This is a genomic window from Paenibacillus sp. Root52 (assembly GCF_001426865.1).
In the GTDB taxonomy this organism is placed as follows: domain Bacteria; phylum Bacillota; class Bacilli; order Paenibacillales; family Paenibacillaceae; genus Paenibacillus.
This window is the reverse complement of sequence record NZ_LMFO01000001.1, coordinates 958,595-980,713: the sequence shown is the minus strand read 5'-3', so window position 1 is coordinate 980,713 and position 22,119 is coordinate 958,595. Positions and strand designations below refer to the sequence as shown.

General features: G+C 45.4%; 14 protein-coding genes. 12 read left to right on the top strand and 2 right to left on the bottom strand.

Translation table 11 applies throughout. From position 1 onward, the window contains the following. Positions 1-134 precede the first annotated feature (134 nt). Positions 135-968, bottom strand: a complete 834-nt coding sequence (locus ASD24_RS04290) for an AraC family transcriptional regulator (protein WP_056691974.1) — start codon at positions 966-968, stop codon at positions 135-137. Between the two features lie 120 nt (positions 969-1,088). Between ASD24_RS04290 and ASD24_RS04285 the strand changes: the two genes are divergently transcribed. The 12 genes from ASD24_RS04285 (at position 1,089) to ASD24_RS04230 (ending at position 20,271) form a co-directional block, all read left to right on the top strand. Next, positions 1,089-2,555, top strand: coding sequence for an alpha-L-fucosidase (locus ASD24_RS04285; protein WP_056691971.1), 1,467 nt, complete (start codon positions 1,089-1,091; stop codon positions 2,553-2,555). 802 nt (positions 2,556-3,357) lie between these two features. Beyond that, positions 3,358-8,541, top strand: coding sequence for a S8 family serine peptidase (locus ASD24_RS04280; protein ID WP_056691968.1), 5,184 nt, complete (start codon positions 3,358-3,360; stop codon positions 8,539-8,541). Positions 8,542-8,847: 306 nt separating this feature from the next. Further along, positions 8,848-10,092, top strand: a complete 1,245-nt coding sequence (locus ASD24_RS04275) for a trans-sulfuration enzyme family protein (protein ID WP_056691964.1) — start codon at positions 8,848-8,850, stop codon at positions 10,090-10,092. Positions 10,093-10,210: 118 nt separating this feature from the next. After that, positions 10,211-10,957: a FadR/GntR family transcriptional regulator gene (locus ASD24_RS04270; protein WP_056691961.1), complete on the top strand. Its 747-nt coding sequence runs from the start codon at positions 10,211-10,213 to the stop codon at positions 10,955-10,957. After that, a complete protein-coding gene (locus tag ASD24_RS04265) occupies positions 10,957-12,165 on the top strand; it encodes a M20 metallopeptidase family protein (RefSeq protein ID WP_056691959.1) in 1,209 nt (402 codons plus the stop codon). The genes ASD24_RS04270 and ASD24_RS04265 overlap by 1 nt, the downstream gene beginning before the upstream one ends. After that, positions 12,162-13,730, top strand: a complete 1,569-nt coding sequence (locus tag ASD24_RS04260; RefSeq protein WP_056691955.1) for an ABC transporter substrate-binding protein — start codon at positions 12,162-12,164, stop codon at positions 13,728-13,730. The genes ASD24_RS04265 and ASD24_RS04260 overlap by 4 nt, the downstream gene beginning before the upstream one ends. Positions 13,731-13,879: 149 nt before the next feature. Next, entirely contained in the window at positions 13,880-14,797 is a 918-nt protein-coding gene (locus ASD24_RS04255; RefSeq protein WP_056691952.1) for an ABC transporter permease, read from the top strand. Positions 14,798-14,813: 16 nt separating this feature from the next. Next, a complete protein-coding gene (locus ASD24_RS04250) occupies positions 14,814-15,746 on the top strand; it encodes an ABC transporter permease (RefSeq protein ID WP_056691949.1) in 933 nt (310 codons plus the stop codon). A gap of 25 nt (positions 15,747-15,771) precedes the next feature. After that, positions 15,772-17,799, top strand: coding sequence for a S9 family peptidase (locus tag ASD24_RS04245; protein ID WP_056691946.1), 2,028 nt, complete (start codon positions 15,772-15,774; stop codon positions 17,797-17,799). Further along, complete coding sequence (locus ASD24_RS04240; protein WP_056691943.1) at positions 17,796-18,257, top strand: hypothetical protein; 462 nt, start codon at positions 17,796-17,798, stop codon at positions 18,255-18,257. The genes ASD24_RS04245 and ASD24_RS04240 overlap by 4 nt, the downstream gene beginning before the upstream one ends. A 149-nt stretch (positions 18,258-18,406) precedes the next feature. Then, entirely contained in the window at positions 18,407-19,276 is an 870-nt protein-coding gene (locus ASD24_RS04235) for a hypothetical protein (RefSeq protein WP_156395321.1), read from the top strand. An 80-nt stretch (positions 19,277-19,356) separates the two neighbouring features. Next, a complete protein-coding gene (locus tag ASD24_RS04230; protein WP_056691937.1) occupies positions 19,357-20,271 on the top strand; it encodes a phosphotransferase in 915 nt (304 codons plus the stop codon). 210 nt (positions 20,272-20,481) lie between these two features. On the opposite strand, the gene ASD24_RS04225 is transcribed toward ASD24_RS04230, so the two are convergent. Next, complete coding sequence (locus ASD24_RS04225) at positions 20,482-21,921, bottom strand: DHA2 family efflux MFS transporter permease subunit (RefSeq protein WP_056692570.1); 1,440 nt, start codon at positions 21,919-21,921, stop codon at positions 20,482-20,484. Positions 21,922-22,119 lie beyond the last annotated feature (198 nt).

The following is a 22,119-nucleotide window of genomic DNA, read 5'->3' as shown; positions in this document are numbered from 1 at the left end:
TGGCGTACTGAGCTATATTTATTTTGAGGAAACTTAATTAGTTTGGGCCAAACTGTAGCACTCGTACAAAGAAGGAATATAAACACGAGTTAGCATTGGATACATACCACGTCTATTTTTATTTTATTAAACGCTTACAAGGCAACGCCCGTCTTTAATTTACGGTACTCCGTCGGTGTTAGTCCGGTGTGCTTTTTGAACTGCCTAGAGAAATAATACAGATCACTGAAGCCAAGATGCTCAGCAATGATGGTGACTGTACTTGGTGTGCAGCTTAATAGCTCCTTCGCTTTATCAATTTTTTTGCCCGTAATATAGTGGATAGGCGGGACACCAATCTGCTGTTTGAAGAATCGAATAAAGTAATTAGGATGCATGTATGCGAGCTGTGCCAGCTCCTGAACAGAAATATTCTCTTCAATATGCGAATCAATGTAAGCTAATACAGCCGTGATTTTCTCTATGGCAGGCACATTCAGATAAGCAATCTGTTCAATATCCATTCGCATCACATATTGTGATATGAGCTCCATCAGTTTACTTTTGGCCATCATATGCCCATAGACTTCACCTGATTTCAGATACATAAGAATATCGCGGAAGATTGTATTGATCTGTTCAGGCTGATCGATCGTACAGAAGTGAGGGAACTTCACAATCTGAAATAGGTTGATGCCTCCAACCTTCGCGCTGAAATGACACCAGTATTTGAGAAAAGGTTGATCACTTATGGAAGAGTAGGACTGTGTTACTCCCTCAGGCATCAAAACGAGCTGACCTGGCACAGGATAGTATTCCTGTTCTCCAATTTTGAGCCATCCTTCCCCCTCACAGATCCAATAAAATTTGCTGTAATCAGGCGTATAGTCCAAATCCCGCCAATCCGATCCGCAGCGATTGTAATCGCCCATGTATAACTCAACTTCAAGGTTGGATAAGTAGTGGGTAAGCAATGTATGTTGGTTCATACCTTCATCTCCCGACCATGTTAGTATTGTCCATCTATAGGTTAGTGATCTACATGTCTATTCCCGTCAGAAGCCACTACAATACAAGTGCAACCCATTAGTAGAAGGGATGAGGGCGACATGAAATTAGACAAAAACGAATATTTGAAACACATTGATACAACGATTGCGAATGGAAAGTACCAGGATAACTGGAGCTCGCTTCGTCAATTTAAAGTACCTGATTGGTACCAGAACGCGAAGTTTGGCATATTCATTCACTGGGGGCTATACTCCGTACCTGCTTATGATAGCGAATGGTATTCGCGAAATATGTATATTCAAGGCTCCAAAGCCTATGATCATCATCTAGAGGTATACGGTCCTCATAAAGATTTTGGATACAAAGACTTCATCCCCATGTTTCAGGCAGAGAAGTTTGATGCAGATGAATGGGCTACACTGTTCAAGCAATCTGGCGCAAGATACGTGATGCCTGTAGCGGAGCACCATGATGGTTTTCAAATGTATCGAAGCTCCATCTCTCACTATAACACATATGAAATGGGACCCAAACGTGATCTGCTGGCAGAGATGAAAGAGGCTTATGAGAAGCAAGGGCTCACATTATGTGTGTCATCACATCGCGCGGAGCATTGGTTCTTCATGTCCCATGGCAAAGAATTTGAATCGGATGTGCACGAGCCGTTAGAGCAGGGAGACTTCTACTGGCCTGCTATGCCTGAACCTAAGGATCATTTCGACCTATATGATTGTCCGCCGAGCCAAGCGTTTCTAGAGGACTGGTTGATCCGATGCTGTGAATTGGTTGATCAATATCAGCCACGTGTATTTTATTTTGACTGGTGGATTCAGAACGCCGCGTTCAAGCCTTATTTGAAAAAATTCTGTGCCTACTATTACAACAAAGGGGAAGAGTGGGGTACACCTGTTGCAATTAATTATAAGCATGATGCCTTGATGTTTGGCTCTGCGGTTCCAGACGTGGAGAGGGGGCAATTTGCTGAGCTTAAACCTTACTTCTGGCAAACAGATACAGCTGTCGCCAAAAATTCCTGGTGTTACACAGAAGGTAATGTGTATAAAACGGCAGGAGAGATTATAAGAGATTTTGTCGATATCGTGAGTAAGAATGGAAGTCTTCTGCTGAATGTGGGGCCTCGTGCCGATGGTACTATACCAGATGAGGATCGAAATCTGCTGCTATCGATCGGTAAATGGCTGGAGGTAAACGGTAAAGCGATCTATGATACCACGTACTGGCGCAAGTTTGGAGAAGGGCCAACGGAAATAAAGGAAGGACAATTTACGGATGGGCAGACCAAACTGTTTACCAGTGAAGATATCCGATTTACGGTAAGAGATCATTATCTCTATGCATCCGTTCTGGTCTATCCGGAAAATGGTGTAGTTCATATTCAATCCTTGAAGGAAAAATCACCTTATTTTGAAGGAATCATCAAGGGAATTGAAGTTCTTGGATTTGATGAACAACCTGAGTGGGTAAGAACGGGGGATGCTCTAACGATTACTACGACCAATGTACAAAGCGAATTGCCTGTCGTCTTTCGGATTGAATTGGATTGATAGTCAGATCACGATATCGTTACATGCATGATGTGAGGGAATAGAGAGACTCAGAGACCAGTGCGAATGAATCGCATTGGTTTTTTGATGTGTTTTAGTCCATTCAGCGCTGTAGGAATATGTCATACAAACAAGGATAAGCGCATTTGGCGCGAATTGACATTGTGAGTTAGCATCGATTGAACTATCTAATTAATAGAACTTTCATAATGACGAAATAACGTAGAGTATTTCAGCGTTGGTAGACATGATAAATACTTATAAAGGCTTAATTTCTATATTTTTCAATAAATATGCTTGATTATCTCATAATACGACTCTATACTAAATCATAAAAATCCAATATAAATATAAATTGTAATTTATATGAAATTCAAGATGTTTTTCTACTAGGTTTCATTTAGCATGTTGACGATATACATTCAACGCCTCAGACACGATGCATACTTCTACTAACGCTTGTGATCACCCTCCGACATAGAACTTACAAACGTTCGCTCACATCGATGATCTACGTTATCCCACTTCCAATGTTAACTCACTCATGATCAATCTATTGCAATGGCTATCCCAACAGAGTACCCCTACTTCATTCGATCTATTCTATCAATCCTATATAAAACAAATTCATTCTAATCACTATAGAAGTTGCCTGTTAGGGAGGTGAGGCTTAGCGTAGTCCAATAAGCTTCGTAATATATCAGTTGTGGAGATTTTTCAAACTGTTGTACCGTTTCATGACACGGCGATGAGCTACGTACTTCGCTAGATTCCAAAAACCGGGTAAAGGGAGTGGAAAAGTTTGATAAAAGCAAAACGGTTACGTAAGCCCCTCTCATTAGGGTTATCGCTTCTCCTTGCACTATCGATTGTTCAACCGGTTTCGGCTGACAACACCTCATCACAGAAGATTGACATGAAGTCTGGCGCAGCTAAGGTTACGACGTCCAAAGTTAATGCGAAGCTGAACACACAGTTTGAGAGCAAGGATTATGTTACTTATTTAGTCAAAATGAAAGAGCAGGTTGATACGACAAAAGTCTCTCAACAGGCCATGGAGCAGGCCACAATTCAGAAGATGACCGCTTCGGCGACGAAGCTATCGGTTCGAACTTCTGTAGTAGGTTCTTTGCGGGAGACCGCTTCACGCACACAATATAATCTGGAACGTTTACTAGAAGAAGAGCTTGAGCTAGGTAAAGTAAAAGAATACAAAAGCTATTTTATCGTTAACTCCCTTGTAGTCACGAGCACAAAGGACGTCATGGAGCAGATTGCCCTTCATTCAGAAGTGGATAAAATCCTTCCGAACGAGGAGCGTTTCCTCCAGAAAGTAGAAATCAACAAAGAGCAAGCAGATGAAGCAGCGAAAGCCACCGCAGCAACCGAAAATGTCGAATGGAATATCGATTATATCAATGCACCAGCAGTCTGGGAAAAGGGGATCGACGGGACAGGTATAGTTGTTGCGAACTTAGATAGCGGCGTTGATTACACCCATCCAGCGCTACGCAACCAGTGGAGAGGTATTGATGCTTCAGGTAATATTGTGAACCCTGAGCTTAGCTGGTATGACCCGCACAGCCGTGCATCCCTTCCTGCCGATGGCGACGGTCATGGAACCCACACGATGGGTACGATGGTCGGTGCGGAAGCAGATGGCTCCAATCAGATTGGTGTTGCTCCCGGTGCCAAATGGATTGGCGTTCGTATTTTCAATCCCAGCACAACGGATGCCATCATATTAGACGGCGGACAGTGGTTGCTTGCACCAGTCGATGCTGAAGGTAATCTTCATCCGGAGCTTGCGCCGGACGTAGTGAACAACTCATGGGGCGGCGGACCAGGACTAGACGAGTGGTTCCGTCCAATGGTACAAGCTTGGCGTGACGCTCAGATTTTCCCTGAGTTCTCTGCAGGTAACGTCACCTTAACGAATCCGGGTGGTCCTGGTTCGGTCGCGAACCCAGCCAACTATCCAGAGAGCTTTGCGACAGGGGCAACAGATATCAACGGTAATCTGGGCTCGTTCTCCCTTCTAGGTCCATCTCCATATGATGAGATTAAACCGGATGTTGCTGCACCCGGTGTTAACATTCGTTCCGCCATTCCTGGCGGGGGATATGAGGGAGGCTGGGACGGTACGTCCATGGCTGGGCCACACACGACAGCACTCGCAGCTCTGCTGCTCCAAGCCAATCATTCCCTAAACGTAGATCAGCTTGAGCAGATTATTATGGATACGGCGACACCCGCAACAGATCAACGATACCCAACCTCACCTAATAACGGGTATGGACACGGAATTATTAATGCTTTGGATGCAGTAGGTTCTGTGGTTGAAGGCATCGGTACAGTCTCTGGCAGAGTCGTTACTGCTGGAGATGATCTGGAAGAGCCTGTATTAGAGCATACGCCTGTCAACTCAGCTTTCTCAGGAATCGACGTTCCACTTACCGCGCACGTTACAGATAATGTGGCTGTGCTGTCGGTTGAGGCTTTTGCTAGAACGAAGGGAACTGACACCTATGTGTATTTGCCGATGCAACGAATTACTGGAGATAGTAAGGACGGCACATATTCCGCAACGATACCTTCATTTTTAGTGGAGTCACCTGGGCTAGAATATTATATTCGAGTTAACGATTATGGCAACAACGGTTTTGACAGTAAAGTGTATGACGTCGCTGTGTCAAATGGCGTTCAACCCGGATATATTCAGGATTTTGAGGAAAATGATCTCGGATTCACTTCCGGAGGGCCTGGAAATACGTGGGCATGGGGGGCACCAACCAGTGGTCCCAAACAGGCATACTCGGGTGATAAGCTGATCGCAACCAATTTGGAAGGTACTTATGCAGCGAACAGTAATGCTTATTTGCTCGCACCGCCTATTGATCTGACCGAAAGTCCAGAAGGGGCTATTCTATCCTTCAAGCATTGGTTCGATCTAGAGAATAACATCGATTTTGGTAAAGTATACATTGCAACAGAAGATCGTGATTTTGCTTTTGAAGAGATACTCAGTTTCACAGGAGCTGGGGGAGATTGGAAAACGCAATTTGTGGATCTAAGAGAGTATGCAGGACAACAGGTATTTATCAAGTTTAATCTAACAAGTGATAATTCAATTCAAAAAGCAGGCTGGTACATCGATGACTTCTCCGTCCAAGCACCAGATGATGTTGCTCCTGCAGCACCAAGCGCTTTGTCTGCAGCGAAAGACATTTTAGGCAATGTAACCTTGTCTTGGACGGGGCCAGAGGATGAAGATCTGAAGTCTTATGTGGTCTATCGTTCATCAAGCTCTGGTGAAGATTACGAGGCAATCGGCGATACAACGGCAACAACATTTATAGACACCGCGACAGTATCGGATACAACGTATTATTACACCGTTGCGGCGCTAGATTACAGTGGGAATGAAAGTGAGAAATCCAATGAAGCATCCGTGACTGTCGAAGTTCCGGAGGATATCTATACGGATTCGTTCGACGGTGATTCGGATAACGGATGGACACATGCAGGAACCAAGGATGAGTGGGAACGTGGAGTCCCAGTCAATGGACCTGCAAGTGCTGTATCAGCAACGAATGTTTGGGCAACCGATCTGGATAGTACGTATGAGAACGGTTCGAACTACTCTCTCGTATCTCCAGTTGTTGACCTGACAGAGCTTCCTGAAGCTACGCTGACATTTAACCACTGGTATGAGATTGAAGGTGGTTACGATTATGGTTACGTTGAAGCAACAACGGATGGTGGTGCAACATGGTCTGAGCTCGGGAAATTTTCACATAATACGATTGGGAAGCAATGGACTCCGGTATTTTATGACCTGAAGGCACTCACAGGTCATGAAGCTCAATTCCGATTCCGTTTAACCTCGGACAACAGCGTTGTGAAGCAAGGCTGGTACATTGATGATTTTCGTATTCTGGGTGTTGCTACCGCTACGGTAACGACTGACCATGCTGTTGTGCTCAGTGGCGACAAGCCAAAACCAGTTTACGACAATCCTTGGTACAAGATCACACGTACGGACAAATATGAGTTTAATAAAACAAAGCAAGAAGCACCTAAACAAGAACAGCCGCAAGATGGTTCCGTTTCACCACTAAGCTTGCCTGCGAGTGCTACGGTTACCGTGCTGGAGACGGGACGTTCTGTGAAGACAGATTCGGCGACTGGCAGATACAGCTTCACCCATGTCGCAGGTGAATACACCTTGAAAGCAGAGGCATATGGTTATTATCCACGCACTGAAAGAGTTACCATTACAGATGGTGGAGGCGCGAAAGCCAACTTTAATCTGGAAGCGATACCTCATGGAGAAATTCAAGGTATTGTGACGGATGAACGCTCAGGTAAACCGATTGCTGGAGCAACGGTTCTTGTTCTCGAAGACGCTCAGGTAGGGGCAATACGTACCGGTACAGACGGTAGCTTTGTGCTTGAAGTACTAGAGGGAACCTATACGCTGTCCGTAGTTGCAACGGATTATTACAGTAAAAAGGTGAACGTAACCGTGCCTGGCAATGGGTCAGTGCAATCCAATGTTACGCTGAAACCTTTTATCGGATTCCCTGGAGAAATTGCTTATGATGATGGAACAGCTGAGAATGCGAGAGCTTTTGTGGCAGCGAATAATGCTTGGGCTGTGCGCATGACACCAGACTTGGCTACGGCTCAACTTACAGGGGCTTCCTTCCGATTCTGGAATACTGAATGGCCGCAGCCAGGTGGCACAGCATTCCAGTATGCAGTGTACGACGCAAGCGGTGCAGCTGGTGCACCTGGACGATTGCTCGCAGGGCCTTTCGATGGTACAGCACTGCGCAATGATCAGTGGACAACCGTTGAATTCCCTGAATCCGTGGTTGTAGAAGGTGACTTCTACATCGTGTATGTTCAGACAACCGAAGGCACACAAGCGCCTGGACTGGCGACTGACGAAACAGGAGTAAATGCTGGTCGCAGTTGGCAGCGAGTGAATGGTAACTGGACTACAGCACCTGCCGAAGAAGGCAATTATATGATCCGTGCAATCGTTAAATATCCAGTCAATGCACCTGTTATCACGACTTCCGTGAAAGGAACATATACGAATAAAACCAAAATTACCGTGAACGGCACTTCCCCAGCTTCTGGAGCAGAGGCTCGCATCTACAATGGCGGAAAAGCTGTAGGTACGGCTCAGGTGGCGAATGGTAAATTCACGCATGAAGTGAACCTTCAGCCAGGAGTGAACGCACTCACGGCAGAGGTGATCGTGAACGGCAAAGCAACTGATCGCTCTCTTCCAGTTGTCGTTATCTTGGACAAGACAGCGCCAGTATTAAACATCCTTACACCTGAAGAGGGAAGTCGCACAAACGCTGAAGTCGTTCATGTTACAGGTAATGTGGTGGAAGCATTCCTGGATACGGTAACCGTGAATGGACAGAAGGTTGTCGTTGGCCAAGATCGAAGCTTCAGTCACCGGGTACTTGTGAATGAAGGCAAGAATACGATTACCATTACAGCCAAAGACCTTGCAGGAAATATAACCACGATTACTCGAATCGTACAAGTGGAGACTGAGTTGCCAGAAATAACGAATATAACGCCGGCTGAAGATGTTCGCATTACCTCTGGCGAGAGCGTCACTGTTTCGTTTGAGAGCGCACCGAATTTGCAGGCTTCATTCCGAATTGAATTGCCACTCGATCTGCAAGCAAGAGCAGGAATTCCATTGACGGAAAGCTCCCCGGGACATTATACAGGAACGTATACAACACCTGAATCCTTGGTTCTGGATGGTGGCGTTATCGTGATCAAAGTTCGTGATGCTGCAGGCAATGAAACTGAGATTGAAGCAGCTGGACGTTTGCACGTTTCAGCACCAAACGCTGTCGAGTCACCATCCGAAATTCCTGACACACCAGCAGCAGAGGACGTGGACTCGCCAACAGATGTCGAAAATGATGCTGAACCGACCACATAATACGAATGGAGTTTAAAGTGTAAACGCAATGGCATGCCCCAATCCTTTCTAAATAAGAAGGGAGCGGGGCTTTTCTTTTGTATTTAAGTGTATATGTTCCATGAACAACTTACGGTTGAATGTCAAGATAAGGTATATCGCCTAAAGAAGCGCCGGAGACGATCAGTTGGTTTGTATTTATCATCTAGCATTAATGTTGTTGACGGTATATAAGGTGAAGTATATATTGAAACAAATAAATGGTTTAAGGTTTATACCTTATAGGTTTGGTCATCGTGCAAAGTTATAACAGAATGGAGAGAGTAGATGAAGGATTCTTGGAAGTTTGATACGAAGGTGGTTCATGTAGGATATCAACCGGATAAGTGCACAGGTGCTGTCTCTCAACCGATCGTTCCTGCTGTTGCATATGCTTTTCCGAATGCGGATGCTGCCGCAGCCGTTGTATCGGGACAGATGGAAGGCACGTTCTATGGAAGATATGGTAATCCAACCACACGCACGTTGGAGCTAAAAATAGCGGAGTTGGAAAGTGGAGAGGATGCGATTGCTTTAAGCAGTGGGATGGCAGCGATCTCTTCAGCATTGTTGGCCTTTTTGCAACATGGAGATCATGTCGTTGTAACGAAAGATATTTATGGAGGCACATACAATTTTGTAACCCAGATGGGTAGTCGTTTTGGTATAAGTCACGACTTCGTGGATTGTACGAATCTGGAGGCTTTGGAGCTGTCTATACGAGAGAATACGAAGGCGATTTATGTCGAAACGCCTTCTAATCCACTGTTAACGATTCTGGATCTGAAGCAGATTGCCATGATCGCTAATGCCAGAGGCATTCCACTAATTGTGGACAACACATTTATGACACCGTATCTTCAACGCCCGCTTGAGCTTGGGGCTGATGTTGTTGTCCACAGTGCAACCAAGTATCTGAACGGTCATGGAGATGTCGTCGCAGGCGTTGTTGTCGCTTCCAGCAAAGTTATTGAATTTATCCGTAAAAGAATAGCGGGTGACCTTGGTCAAAATTTAAACGCCTGGGAGTCATTTCTGATTCTAAGGGGATTGAAAACGCTTGGTCTTCGCGTACGTGCGCATTGCGAGAATGCACGTGAGGTTGCAGCATTTCTAACTACACATCCACAGGTTCAAGCCTTGCATTATCCAGGGCTCATGTCCCATCCTCAGCATGAATTGGCGAAGCAACAGATGGATAACATGGGTGGAGTCGTTTCATTTGAGGTCAAGGGAGGGTTAGAGTCAGCTAAGGCATTTATGAATCAATTGAAACTCATACTAATTTCATTCAGCCTTGGTGATCCTGAGACATTGGTGCAGCACCCTGCTACGATGACGCATTTCTCCATACCCCCAGAGGAAAGACTACAGTTTGGAATTACGGATGGTTTAATCCGTTTGTCTGTTGGACTGGAGGATGCACAAGATATCATTGCAGATCTTCAACAAGCTTTAGCTGTCATTGGAGAGCAGATGGAACAGATGGAGCATCCCAAAATGAACGAAGTTGTGAATGCCTCTGTCGAATAAGAAATAAATATGCTGAATTTTGAAAAAAAATGATTGCATATCTGTTTACTCGGAATTATATTAAGAGTATAAGTTTAATGGTATAAGGTTTAGACAATAGATCAATCGGAGGGTGAATATGCTTAACCAACAGACTTTCCAATTTGAGAAAGTTTCCGCAATAAAGGTTAGTGAATTTATTAGGGAGCAGTTGGAGGAAGCCATAATACTCAAGGAAATGTTGAGTGAGGACCAGCTCCCTTCCGAAAGAGAGTTAGCTGAAATTTTCAATGCCAGCCGAATTACAGTACGTGAAGCGCTATCTGCCCTGGAAGCCAAAGGCTTAATCGAGAAGCGTGTGGGTGCCAAGGGAGGCACGTTTATCCTTCCGATCACGGCCAATGCACATAAGCGAACCAAGGAAGAGATTATGCGGGACTGGGATCAAATGTTACATGTGTTCGAATATCGTACGATTGTTGAGCCAGAAGGTGCTTTTCTGGCTGCTGAGCGGATCACCGCAGGCGAGCTGGAGTTGCTTGAAAGCTATATTGTGCAGAGCGTGCAACCGGATTGCTCGCGGGAATGGTTCAGGGCGCTTGATGTTAAGTTCCATCTGACCATCGCAAAAGCATCGGGGAATCCTTATCTGGAGTCAGCGGTAAGACAGATTCGAACCAAGATCAATCCAGCACTGGATCTCATGCCCTACAACGAACAAGTTCGCTCTCTTAATCAGGGTGTACATACAGAGATTTTGGAGGCTTTGAAGGCTCATGATCCTGCTAGATCACGCGATACGATGAAAAAGCATATCGCTTTCTCTGCGGATGCTATATACTCTCGTCTGGTTTCACCTGAACAACAAGAAGGGAATGAGCAATAATGCAACATACCGATTTATATCAGCTTGCACAAGAACTTCAGCCTCGTTTGGTAGATTGGCGGAGGGATTTTCATCGTCATCCGGAGATTGGTTACGAAGAGCATCGAACATCCGAGATCGTAGCTGCGCACTTAGAGAGTCTAGGACTTGAAGTGACGCGCCATGTAGGGAAGACCGGAGTAGTTGGCCTGCTGCGGGGTGAGAGCGATGGGCCAACTTTTGCACTTCGAGCGGATATGGATGCATTACCGATTCAGGATCAGAAAACAGTAGAGTACAGCTCACAGATTGAAGGCAAAGCTCATTTGTGTGGTCACGATGCCCATACAACGATTCTGATGGGAGCGGCTGAACTTCTGACCAAGTTGGGACGACCCCAATCGGGTAACATCAAATTTGTCTTTCAGCCTGCCGAAGAGGGACTTGCTGGCGCACGTGCAATGATTCAGGATGGTGTGCTGGAGAATCCGAAGGTCGATGCAATCGCAGGACTTCATGTGACTCCAGGTCAGGATACTGGAACGGTCGGTGTGAGCAGAGGAGTTGCATTTGCTTCGGCGGATCGTTTGGTCATTCGTGTTCTGGGCAAAGGCGGGCATGCTGCTAGACCACATGAAGGTATCGACGCGATTGCCGTATCTGCTCAAGTGATAACAGCCTTGCAGAATCTCGCGAGTCGTATGGTAGATCCGCTAGAACCTGTCGTGGTAACGATCGGCAAAATTACAGGTGGTTATATGGGAACAGCCATTGCAGATGAGGTTGAAATGATCGGAACGGTGAGAACACTTTCTCCTGCAGTGCGTGAGCGAATGCCTGCACTGATCGAACAGGTGGTCAGCGGTGTATGTAGCTCGTTTGGAGCAGGCCATGAAGTCATTTATGGGGATGGTTATCCGGTTGTAGTTAACGATTTGGGTATGGTGGATTTTCTTGGCGAGACGGTTGATGGACTCGATTGGGCTAAAGGCTGGAGCAGTATTCCACCTTCCACGGGAGGCGAGGATTTTGCATTCTACTGTGAACAAATTCCTGGTGTATTCTTCCGACTAGGATCAGGTAATGAAGAAGAACGAACTCGTTACGCACTCCATCATCCGATGTTCGACCTGGATGAGAACGTGATGCCGTATGGTGTAGCTATGCTTTCAGCAATCGCATTAGAATTTCTGAATAAGAACACAACTCAGGGGGAGCGTGCAAAATGAGAAAAAGACATTGGACAAGCATGTTGATTACACTACTGGCCGTAGTATTGGTGTTGAGCGCATGCGGCAGTAAAGCAACTGATTCTGGTACGAATTCCACATCAAGTGAAGCGAGCGGTGACACTGCACCAAGCACAACGCTTACGATTGCGGCAGCGACCGATATTGAAAGCTTTGATCCACACAATAACAACAACACTTCAAGTGAAGCTGTATTGGTTAACGTATTCGATTACTTGATCAAGAACGACAGTGAACAGAAGAAAGTTCCTGGGCTTGCTACTTCATGGGAGCAAGTTAATGATACAACGTGGAGATTCAATCTGCGTGAAGGCGTTACTTTCCATAACGGAGATCCGTTCACAGCAGACGATGTGAAATACACGCTGGAGCGTGTAGCGAAAGATAGCGCTTTGAAGCAAAATAGTTATTTCAAAAACATCGTTGAAGTGAAGGTTGTAGATGAACACACCGTTGACATCATTACTGACGGACCAGATCCATTGCTCTTGAACCGTCTGTCCAAGATGGGCGCAGGTATTCTCCCAGCTAAATATATTGAAGAAAACGGAATCGATGCATTCTTGAAGCAACCGGTAGGAACAGGGCCTTACAAGTTCAGCAAATGGAACAAAGATGATCGTGTTGAACTCGTGAAAAATGAGAATTACTTTGATGGAGAGCCAAAATGGAATGAAGTTGTGTTCCGCGTAATTCCAGAAGCGTCCACACGTGTATCTGAATTGCTCGCAGGCGGAGTGGATGTCGCTTCATCGATCCCATCTACAGATATCGCTCGTATTGAAGGCGAAGCTGACAAAAAAATCGTGAAGGCACCGATCCAACGTGTGCTTCAGTTGATCTTCCGTCAAACCGAAGGCAGCATCACGGCTGATCCTAAGGTTCGTGAAGCTATTGATCTTGCGATTGACAAACAAGGCATTGTAGACAGTATTGCTGGAGGCGCAGGTATCGTAACGCGCACATCTGTAACACCAGGTAACTTCGGTGCTGATCCATCACTCTACCAAACATCACTCTATGACCTAGACAAGGCTAAGCAGCTGTTGACCGATGCAGGTTATGCTGAAGGTGAAGCAGAGATGACGATCTCGGTGTCTTCTCAATACAAGGAACAGGCTGAGGTTGTAGCTGCAATGCTCGAACAGGCTGGATTCAAAATTAACCTTGATGTGCTTGAGCCAAGTGCGTTCAGCGAACGTTACAGCTCCAAGTCATTCAAAGAAATTTTCATGATTGGTATCGGTAACTCTCTATTTGACGCATCCAATAACTACAACCGTTACATGGCAGAAGAAGCCAAAGGCGAATCCGATTACAACAATCCGGAAGTGGAGAAGTTGCTCCAATCCGCATTGGTGAATATGGATCCTGAGGCTCGTGAGAAAGAGTATCAACAAGTACAGCAAATTTTTGCAGAAGAACGTCCGGCGGTATACCTCTACCAGATGGAAGGTGTCTACGGAACGAATGCAAACGTGAATTTTGCGCCTCGTAGTGATGAAATGTTCTATGCTGACGAGATCACTCCTGCTGCAAAATAACATCGGACAGAACAGTCTGTCATCGCAAGGATAAGCCGTGAACGGCAGGGACTGGATACCATGTTCCTGCCGTTCTTTTATTAACGCCAAAGTACGATTTCGTAAGTGAAGTTGTTGCTATGATTAATGGTTATGGAGGTGAACGAAGAATGGGGAAGTATGTACTTAAATCTTTACTTCAAGTTATTCCGGTGTTATTCATTGTTTCACTGATCGTATTCATCTTGGTCAGGGTTACCGGAGACCCTGTTGCACTAATGCTTCCAGAGACAGCCACTGCTGAGGATCGGGCTGTACTGACACAAGCGCTTGGACTGGATCAGCCGCTATACACGCAATACATCAAATTCCTGGGCAGCGCATTGCAGGGAGATTTTGGTCAATCTTTTCGGTACAATGAGCCGGCTCTGCAACTTGTCTTAGAGCGTTTGCCTGCCAGTTTTGAACTCGCTGTAGCTGCAATGTTTTTTGCGGTAATTATGGCGATTCCGTTAGGTGTGGCTTCAGCAGTTAAACGGAACACATTCACGGATCTGATCATTTCAGGTATCTCCGTTATAGGTAAAGCCATGCCAAACTTCTGGATGGGGATCATGCTCATTCTACTCTTTTCCGTCATGTGGGGAGTGCTGCCTGTATCCGGTCGGGGTGGAATAAGCCATTTAATCCTACCTGCATTTACGCTAGGTGTCGGATTGGCGGCTCAGATGACTCGTCTGATTCGTTCCAGCATGTTAGATATTTTGAGCCAAGACTATATTCGTACCGCTCGAAGTAAGGGACTTGGTCGTATGGTTGTCATCGGAAAGCACGCGTTCCGTAACGGATTGATTCCTGTGGTTACGATCATGAGTCTGCAATTTACGAGTTTGATCGGTGGGACTTTGATTACAGAGACCGTATTCTCCTGGCCAGGACTTGGTCAGTTACTAGTAGTTGCAGTGAACACACATGATATGGCGATTGTACAAGCAGCGGTATTTGTGATTGCATTCATTGTGGTTATTACCAATATCTTGACGGATGTAGTCTATCGACTGCTTGATCCGCGAATCAAATACGACTAGAGGGAGGTGCAACCTGATGACAGGAAGCAATGAATTACCACTTCCGGGTTCAGAGCCGGATCGTGAGCCTGGTGTACGAACTCCAACAGGATTACGCTACATCTGGAAACAACTGATTATTAGTAAAACAGGAATGTTTGGAGCAGTGCTCGTCTTGCTGGTTGTATTAACAGCCATATGTGCACCTCTGCTCGCAAGCCATGATCCTGCTGCGGTCAATCCGCTGAATCGCCTCAAACCGCCTGCATGGCTAGAGGGAGGAAGCTCGGAATATTGGCTAGGTACTGACAACCTAGGCAGGGACATGTGGAGTCGTATCGTGTATGGAGCCAGGGTCTCCTTAATTGTAGGTATGGGGGCGGTCATTGTTTCCGGAATCATTGGTGCGATTCTGGGGCTGCTGTCCGGATTCTATGGTAAATGGATCGATGCTGTCATCATGCGGGTGGGAGATGCGTTCATGGCGATCCCGACGATTCTATTTATGCTTGTCGTTATGGCGATTGTAGGCCCAGGGATCACAACGTTGATTTTCGTAATTGGGGTAACGAACTGGGTATCTTATACCCGTGTTGTTCGAAGTGAGGTTCTCAGTATCAAGGAGAGGGATTATGTTCAAGCCGCAAGATCTATTGGGGCGAAGAATGCCCGCTTAATCGTTAGACACATTGTACCCAACATTTTATCTTCCTTTATAGTTATCTCGGGTATGAACGTCGGTACAACGATTATTATGGAAGCTTCACTTAGTTTCCTCGGTCTTGGCATTAAGCCACCGGATGTATCTTGGGGCGGGATGTTAAGTGATGGTAGACAATATGTGGCGACAAGCTGGTGGGTAGCTACGTTTCCGGGTCTTGCCATTACGTTTACCGTGCTCGGTGTCATCTTCTTAGGGGACTGGCTGCGTGATGTGCTTGATCCACGTACAGATACAACACAAAAATAAATGGCTTGAGGAGGAGACAACCGAGATGAATCAACGACCTATTATCCCTGAGGATTTATATCGTTATCGTTGGATTAGTCAGCCAGTTGTTAATCAGAGTGGACAGGTAGTTTATGTGGAACAAACGATTGATCGTTTGAAAAATGAATATAACACCCAAATCCGAGGGATTGGGTTAGATGGCAGCCAAGATGTTGCAGTCACGGACGGTGTTAAAGACTCGGCTCCTTCTTGGTCGCCAGACGGTGATAAGCTCGCATTTCTGCGTGCTGGCGATGGTGGTGGTAAAGGGCTGTGGGTTCTGGCACCAGGTGATGAACAACCCGCTGTGCTGTTATCTTCTGAATATAAAATATTGAGTTATGTCTGGTCCCCTGATGGACGTTCTATTGCATTTACAAGCAAAGCAATTCTTAATCAAGAAGAATCGACCGAGGATAGATCGAGTGAACCAGCTCTTTTGCGAGGACGTGTATTCGAACGCACAACGCCAAAAGCGGAAGGCTCCGGTTGGTGGGATGGACTCTATAGTCACTTATTTATCTATGAGCTCGCTTCAGGCAAAGTAACACAGCTCACGTCTGGTGAGTGGAGTGTGTCTTCACCTGCCTGGTCTCCGGATAGTCAGTCGTTGTCTTATATGTCCAAACAGGTAGATGATCATGAACTCGATCCAGATCTATTGTATTTTACCGATGTATTTACAATACGAATTGCAGATCGTGTTTCCTTCAAAGTGACAACGTCTGATCTATTGGTTAGCCAGTTTTCATACACACCAGATAGTCAGCGGCTTGTATTGATTGCAAGTGACCGTGAATATGGCAGTGGCAGCCACAATAGGTTATACGAAGTGTTAGTGAGTGGAGGCACAGTGAAGCCAATCTCCTCACATCTGGATATGCAATTTGGCAACGCAGCATTAGGAGATATGAAATCGGCTCCTGCTTCTCCGGCACCACTTTTTGAACAGAATGATCCTGCGGGTAACACGATATATGTCTTAGGAACACATGGTGGCAGTGTTGATGTGTATCGCATCAGTGGAGATGGAGAGTGCCAATCCATTACTGGAACAAGCGAAAAGGATATTTACCAATACACGTTATCCCCCGATGGCAAAGCACTTATATATGCTGCTCTGACGGAAGATCGCCCTGGTGAGTTGTACTATGTGCATATGGATGACGGGCAAGTGCTCAGACTTACACATCGAAACGATGAGATGATGTCTGAATTAGAAGTACATCGCCCTGAATGCATTGAATTTACCTCGTCAGATGGATGGCCGATTCAAGGTTGGATCATTCGACCGGAGAAGCATGATCCAAGTGAACAAGCGAAAACACCAATGATCTTGCAAATTCATGGCGGACCACATGCGATGTACACAGGCACATTCAGCCATGAAATTCAATCGCTGGCGGCACAAGGATATGCAGTGTTGTGGGTGAATCCGCGCGGAAGTATGGGATATAGTCAGGCATTCGCTAGAGCGTGCCGTGGTGATTTTGCTGGAGGAGATTACCGGGATCTGATGGAAGCTGTTGAGTACGCACTCGCAACGTATGGCGAATTAGATGAGTCGCGTCTTGGTGTGGGTGGCGGTAGTTACGGTGGTGTCATGACGAACTGGATTGTCGCTCATAACCATCGATTCAAGGCCGCCGTAACTCAGCGTTGCATCTCTAATTGGTTGTCCATGTATGGAACAAGTGATATCGGCATTTCATATGTCGAGGGTGTGATCGGAGGCAATCCAGCACATCACGCAGAATGGTTGTGGTCACGATCACCACTTGCATATGCACACCAGATCGAGACGCCGCTCCTGATTATGCACGGGGAGCAGGACTATCGAACACCGATCGCACAAGCCGAAGAACTCTATACAACGCTCAAGCGGTACGGCAAAACGACCAAGCTGATTCGATATCCAGGTTCCAACCACTCTTTGCTCAAAATCGGTAAACCTTCACTGCGCGTAGATAGCTTCGAACAGGTGAATCGCTGGTTTAATCAATATCTACAAGAGGCAGGGGAAGAAGCATGAGTACGATCCAGCTCTCTATTCCGGTTGGACTGTTAGTCGAAAATGTGCTCACGAGCGGTGAAGCCGCGGATGATATCATCCAATGTTTACACCAGAGAGATTACGCGCAGTTACTGCCCAAACTGAAGGAACCCGCAATGAATCTGGATGAGAGATTACAGACGGCTGCTGAAGTGGGAGAAGATTGGGAGACGGCGATCCGTCTGGGATATGAATTCAAGTTTTTGCATATTAACGGGTTAAAAAGGCTGTTGGATTTTCGCTTTGATCAAAAGGTAGAACGAGATTATGTACAGGAGAATCTGTCATTGCACCAGGTTCAACTTCACACACATGAGGTTGAATTACTTCGTTCAATGATCAGCCGTCAATGGGATGTGGTTTTGGAAGAGAAAGATGAACAATCAGAACAATCTACTTCACCAATTATGGTGAGTATTCAATTGAAGTATCAGTAATGTTAAGAGCCACGGTATCGCGGCTCTTTTTTTGTGCTGTTTGTTATTCAAAAATAAGCATTGTATTAAATTGTAAAAGAAGATACATTAATCTGATGATTGGATATTTTGGATCATACGCGGATGAGCAATATAGTTTTTACATATACATGAACACCAATAGTTCGTTCTTAGAAACTCTAGAAGAATACGAATACACGAAACCTACAGAAATTAACGCTTTAAAATATAATCCAGGGGATTTCAGTTTTCAATATTGGGATGCTCATATGGGGGAATATGGAGAGGTTATCAAACAATTTGAACTCATTGGAGATCGAGCTTCTGGTGATCTGAGTGAATTCAATAGACCAGATGCTATAGAAGGTGCTCCAATTGTTGCATTTGAAATAGGAATTATTAAGGCTGGCTTCAATCTGCTCGCCGTAAATGCGATTCAGCAACTTATTGCTGAGAACGCGTTTAACGTATTAAACAAAACAGACCAGTTTATAGCATACGTAGCGACAGGTAACGATCTTCTTGACTATAGTATCACAATGCGCAAAACCATTGACTCTACAATGTTCTACGAGGTATTTCCTGATATCAGAGAAAGAGACCAGTCTTATCTTGAGGAATTAGAATCCTATCAAAAGCTAAATGTTAGTGAAAGTTTGGATTATTGGATGGAGGCTGTTCACGACTCGTATGCAAGCACATTTCCCTATTCACACTATAAATCGGAGTACGAAATATTCAAACAATTGGAGCGCTTTGGTAATCCACTAGCACAAGAGAGCATCAAGCGTCTTGAAAGTCTCGTGGGGAAAAAAGAGCTGGAATCTGAAAAGTACTATGAAATTGATTATTATATTGAATGTCTCTACTTCTCAGGTAATCTCTCTGAAGCTCAGAAGGAGAAGTGCGGAGAATTAGCTACCATAATCCAAAACAATAAAGGTTTGGACAATGCTTATGCTGCACCACTCTGGTTTCTCATCGCAAACGAACCATTGGTGAACATAACGGAATTGTAAGATAAGGAACTCGGATTCTTGAACAGAGATCTTATGAAAGGCGTGTACCATAACGTAAGGAATGAGGAGGCAGACAATTCATGGGAGAAACAAATGTATGGGATGCGGAGTGGGAGGTTAACGAAGAGCAGGCGCGGACGCTGATCGGCAGACAATTCACTCAGCTGTCATTGAAGCAAGTGAAGCGATTGGGCTGGGGCTGGGACAATACGGTTTTTCTCATCGGTGACGAGTACGTGTTCCGGTTTCCGAGAAGAACGATTGCAGTTGGCTCGATTCGTATGGAAGGGAATCTGCTGCCGAAGCTGGAGGCATATATGACCATCCCGTATCCGAAACCATTGTTTTACGGCGAAGCAAGTGACGAATACCCAGCACCATTTCTTGGCTATGCCTACGTACCAGGAGATTTCCCAATTGGTTTGAAGGAAGAGCGCCGGGCTTTATCGGCAGAGACGCTGGCGAAATTTTTGCGGAGATTGCATGAGTTTCCGGTGCAAGCGGCGCTGAAGTATGGAGTTCAGCAAGATCATCGAAACTTGACGGACATAGCATCGCGCAAATTGAAATTGGAGGGTTTTCTATCGAAGCTGGTTGAACACTTATCGCCGGAGGAGTCCGGTGTGATCGAAGCGTATATTGGCAGGCTGCAAAAGGACCGTGTCGAGGCAGTCTATACACTGCTACATGGCGATCTTCATTTCAAAAATATGCTTGTGAATGAGAACGGGATCGTTTCCGGCATCATTGATTGGGGCGATCTGAGCGTAGGTCATCCGGCATGCGATTTGAGCGTTGCTTATAGCTTTTTACCACCTTACGCTCGCGGCGTGTTTTTCGAAACGTATGGCGGAGCGAACGAGGAAACGAAGCTTTTGGCGCGTCTGATCGCGGTATATATCCCCATACTGATCTTAATGCAAGCGGTCGATGACGGGAATGAAGTGATTGCGGCAGAGGCGAAATCCAACATCATGCGGGCACTGTCGGATTAGGCTCATTATTTCGTTGCGGCCCACTCATTAAAAATCGGTTCACACCCTAGCGTTGAGGACTCCTGTCATGAAAATACGATGATATATCAACTAAAAAAGCGACGGAGTGAATGCATATGACATTCTGCCCCGTCGCTTTTACTATAACCTACTATTTAATGTTGTGGTTGTCATAAGTGTATGCATATGAATCTATAACTTAACTATCCATTAGTTCGGATTCACGGAAACTTTCTTCCCTACAGCACGTTGAGGTTCATCTTCTGTAGCGGGTTTGGTTCGTTTGATGAAGAAGGATAACAACAGTCCGATGACAGAGATACCAATAATGACAACATATGCGTCATTGATGCCATGAATCATGGATTGTGTCATTAACTGTTGCTGAGTTACACCCTGTGCTGCACCTGTAGCTAACGTGTCTTGCAGATGAGTTGCAGTGCGACTTGTCATGACACTTACGAGCACGGATGTACCAACAGCACCGGCTACCTGTCTTACTGTGTTGGAGATCGCCGTACCATGTGCACCCAGTTTAGCAGGCAGTTGATTCAAACCGGCAGTTTGGATCGGCATGAGTAGCAGCGCCATCCCAATCCGGCGTCCAGTGGACATCAATAACAAGTAGGTATAGCTTGTTGAGTCTGACAAATCAATAAATCCAATCGTAGTCACGATCGTTATGATCATACCGATGATTGCCAGCCATTTGGCACCGAATCGGTCGAACAATTTACCCGTTACTGGCATGAGGAACCCCATTACAAGCGCTCCGGGAAGCAACAACAATCCTGACTCCAGTGCCGTGTACCCACGGGCATTTTGCAGATAGAGCGGAAGCAGCATCATGTCCGCGTACATAACCATCGTAATTGCAATACTAATGATCGTGGTTAGAGAGAACATATTATACTTAAATGCGCGAAGATCAAGCAGTGGAGCTGCCGAGCTGAGCTGTCTCCATGTGAAGAGAGCAAGTGAAATAATGCCTACGATTATAAAAGTTATAACTTCCACGCTGGACCAGCCTGCACTTCCTGCACGGCTGAACCCATACAACAATGCACCGAATCCAACGGTGGATAGAATAACGCTGAGAATATCGAGCTTGGTCTCGACTCGCTCTGATACATTCTTGAGGTATATAAATCCACAGACAATTACAATTAAAGTCAATGGGATCATGCCGTAGAACATCGTTTCCCAGGTGTAGTTCTCTAGAATATAACCAGCGAGCGTAGGGCCGATTGCCGGAGCAAATATGATAGCAAAGCCGACCATTCCCATCGCCGCGCCTCGTTTATTAGGCGGAAATAGCGTTAAGATGACATTCATTAACAGTGGCATAATAATGCCTGCACCAGCAGCTTGTATCATTCGTCCGGTTAACAATGTACCAAAGTTCGTCGCAATAGCTGATACAATGGTACCTAACAGGAATATGAACATGGATGCTTGAAATAACTGCCTTGTGGAAAAGCGTTGCATAAAATAGGCTGTAATTGGGATGAGTACGCCATTCACCAACATATAACCTGTTGTTAACCATTGAGCTGTAGCAGCAGTGATATTAAAATCACCCATCAGCTCAGGTACAGCTACACTCATAACTGTCTGATTCAAGGTAGCGAGAAATGCTCCCAAGATCATTACGAACAGTATAGGACCCTTTCGCACGCCATCTTTTTCTCTAATCTGACTCAAACTATTCAATCCTTTCAATCAGCACATCGACTAAATTTACAATGTGTTGTATAGTTTACATTGTATTTATTGAATTATATACATATTCACACAGATTACAATTTACGAATTGGGGCATAACCGTTGCTTATTTTACACAATTCC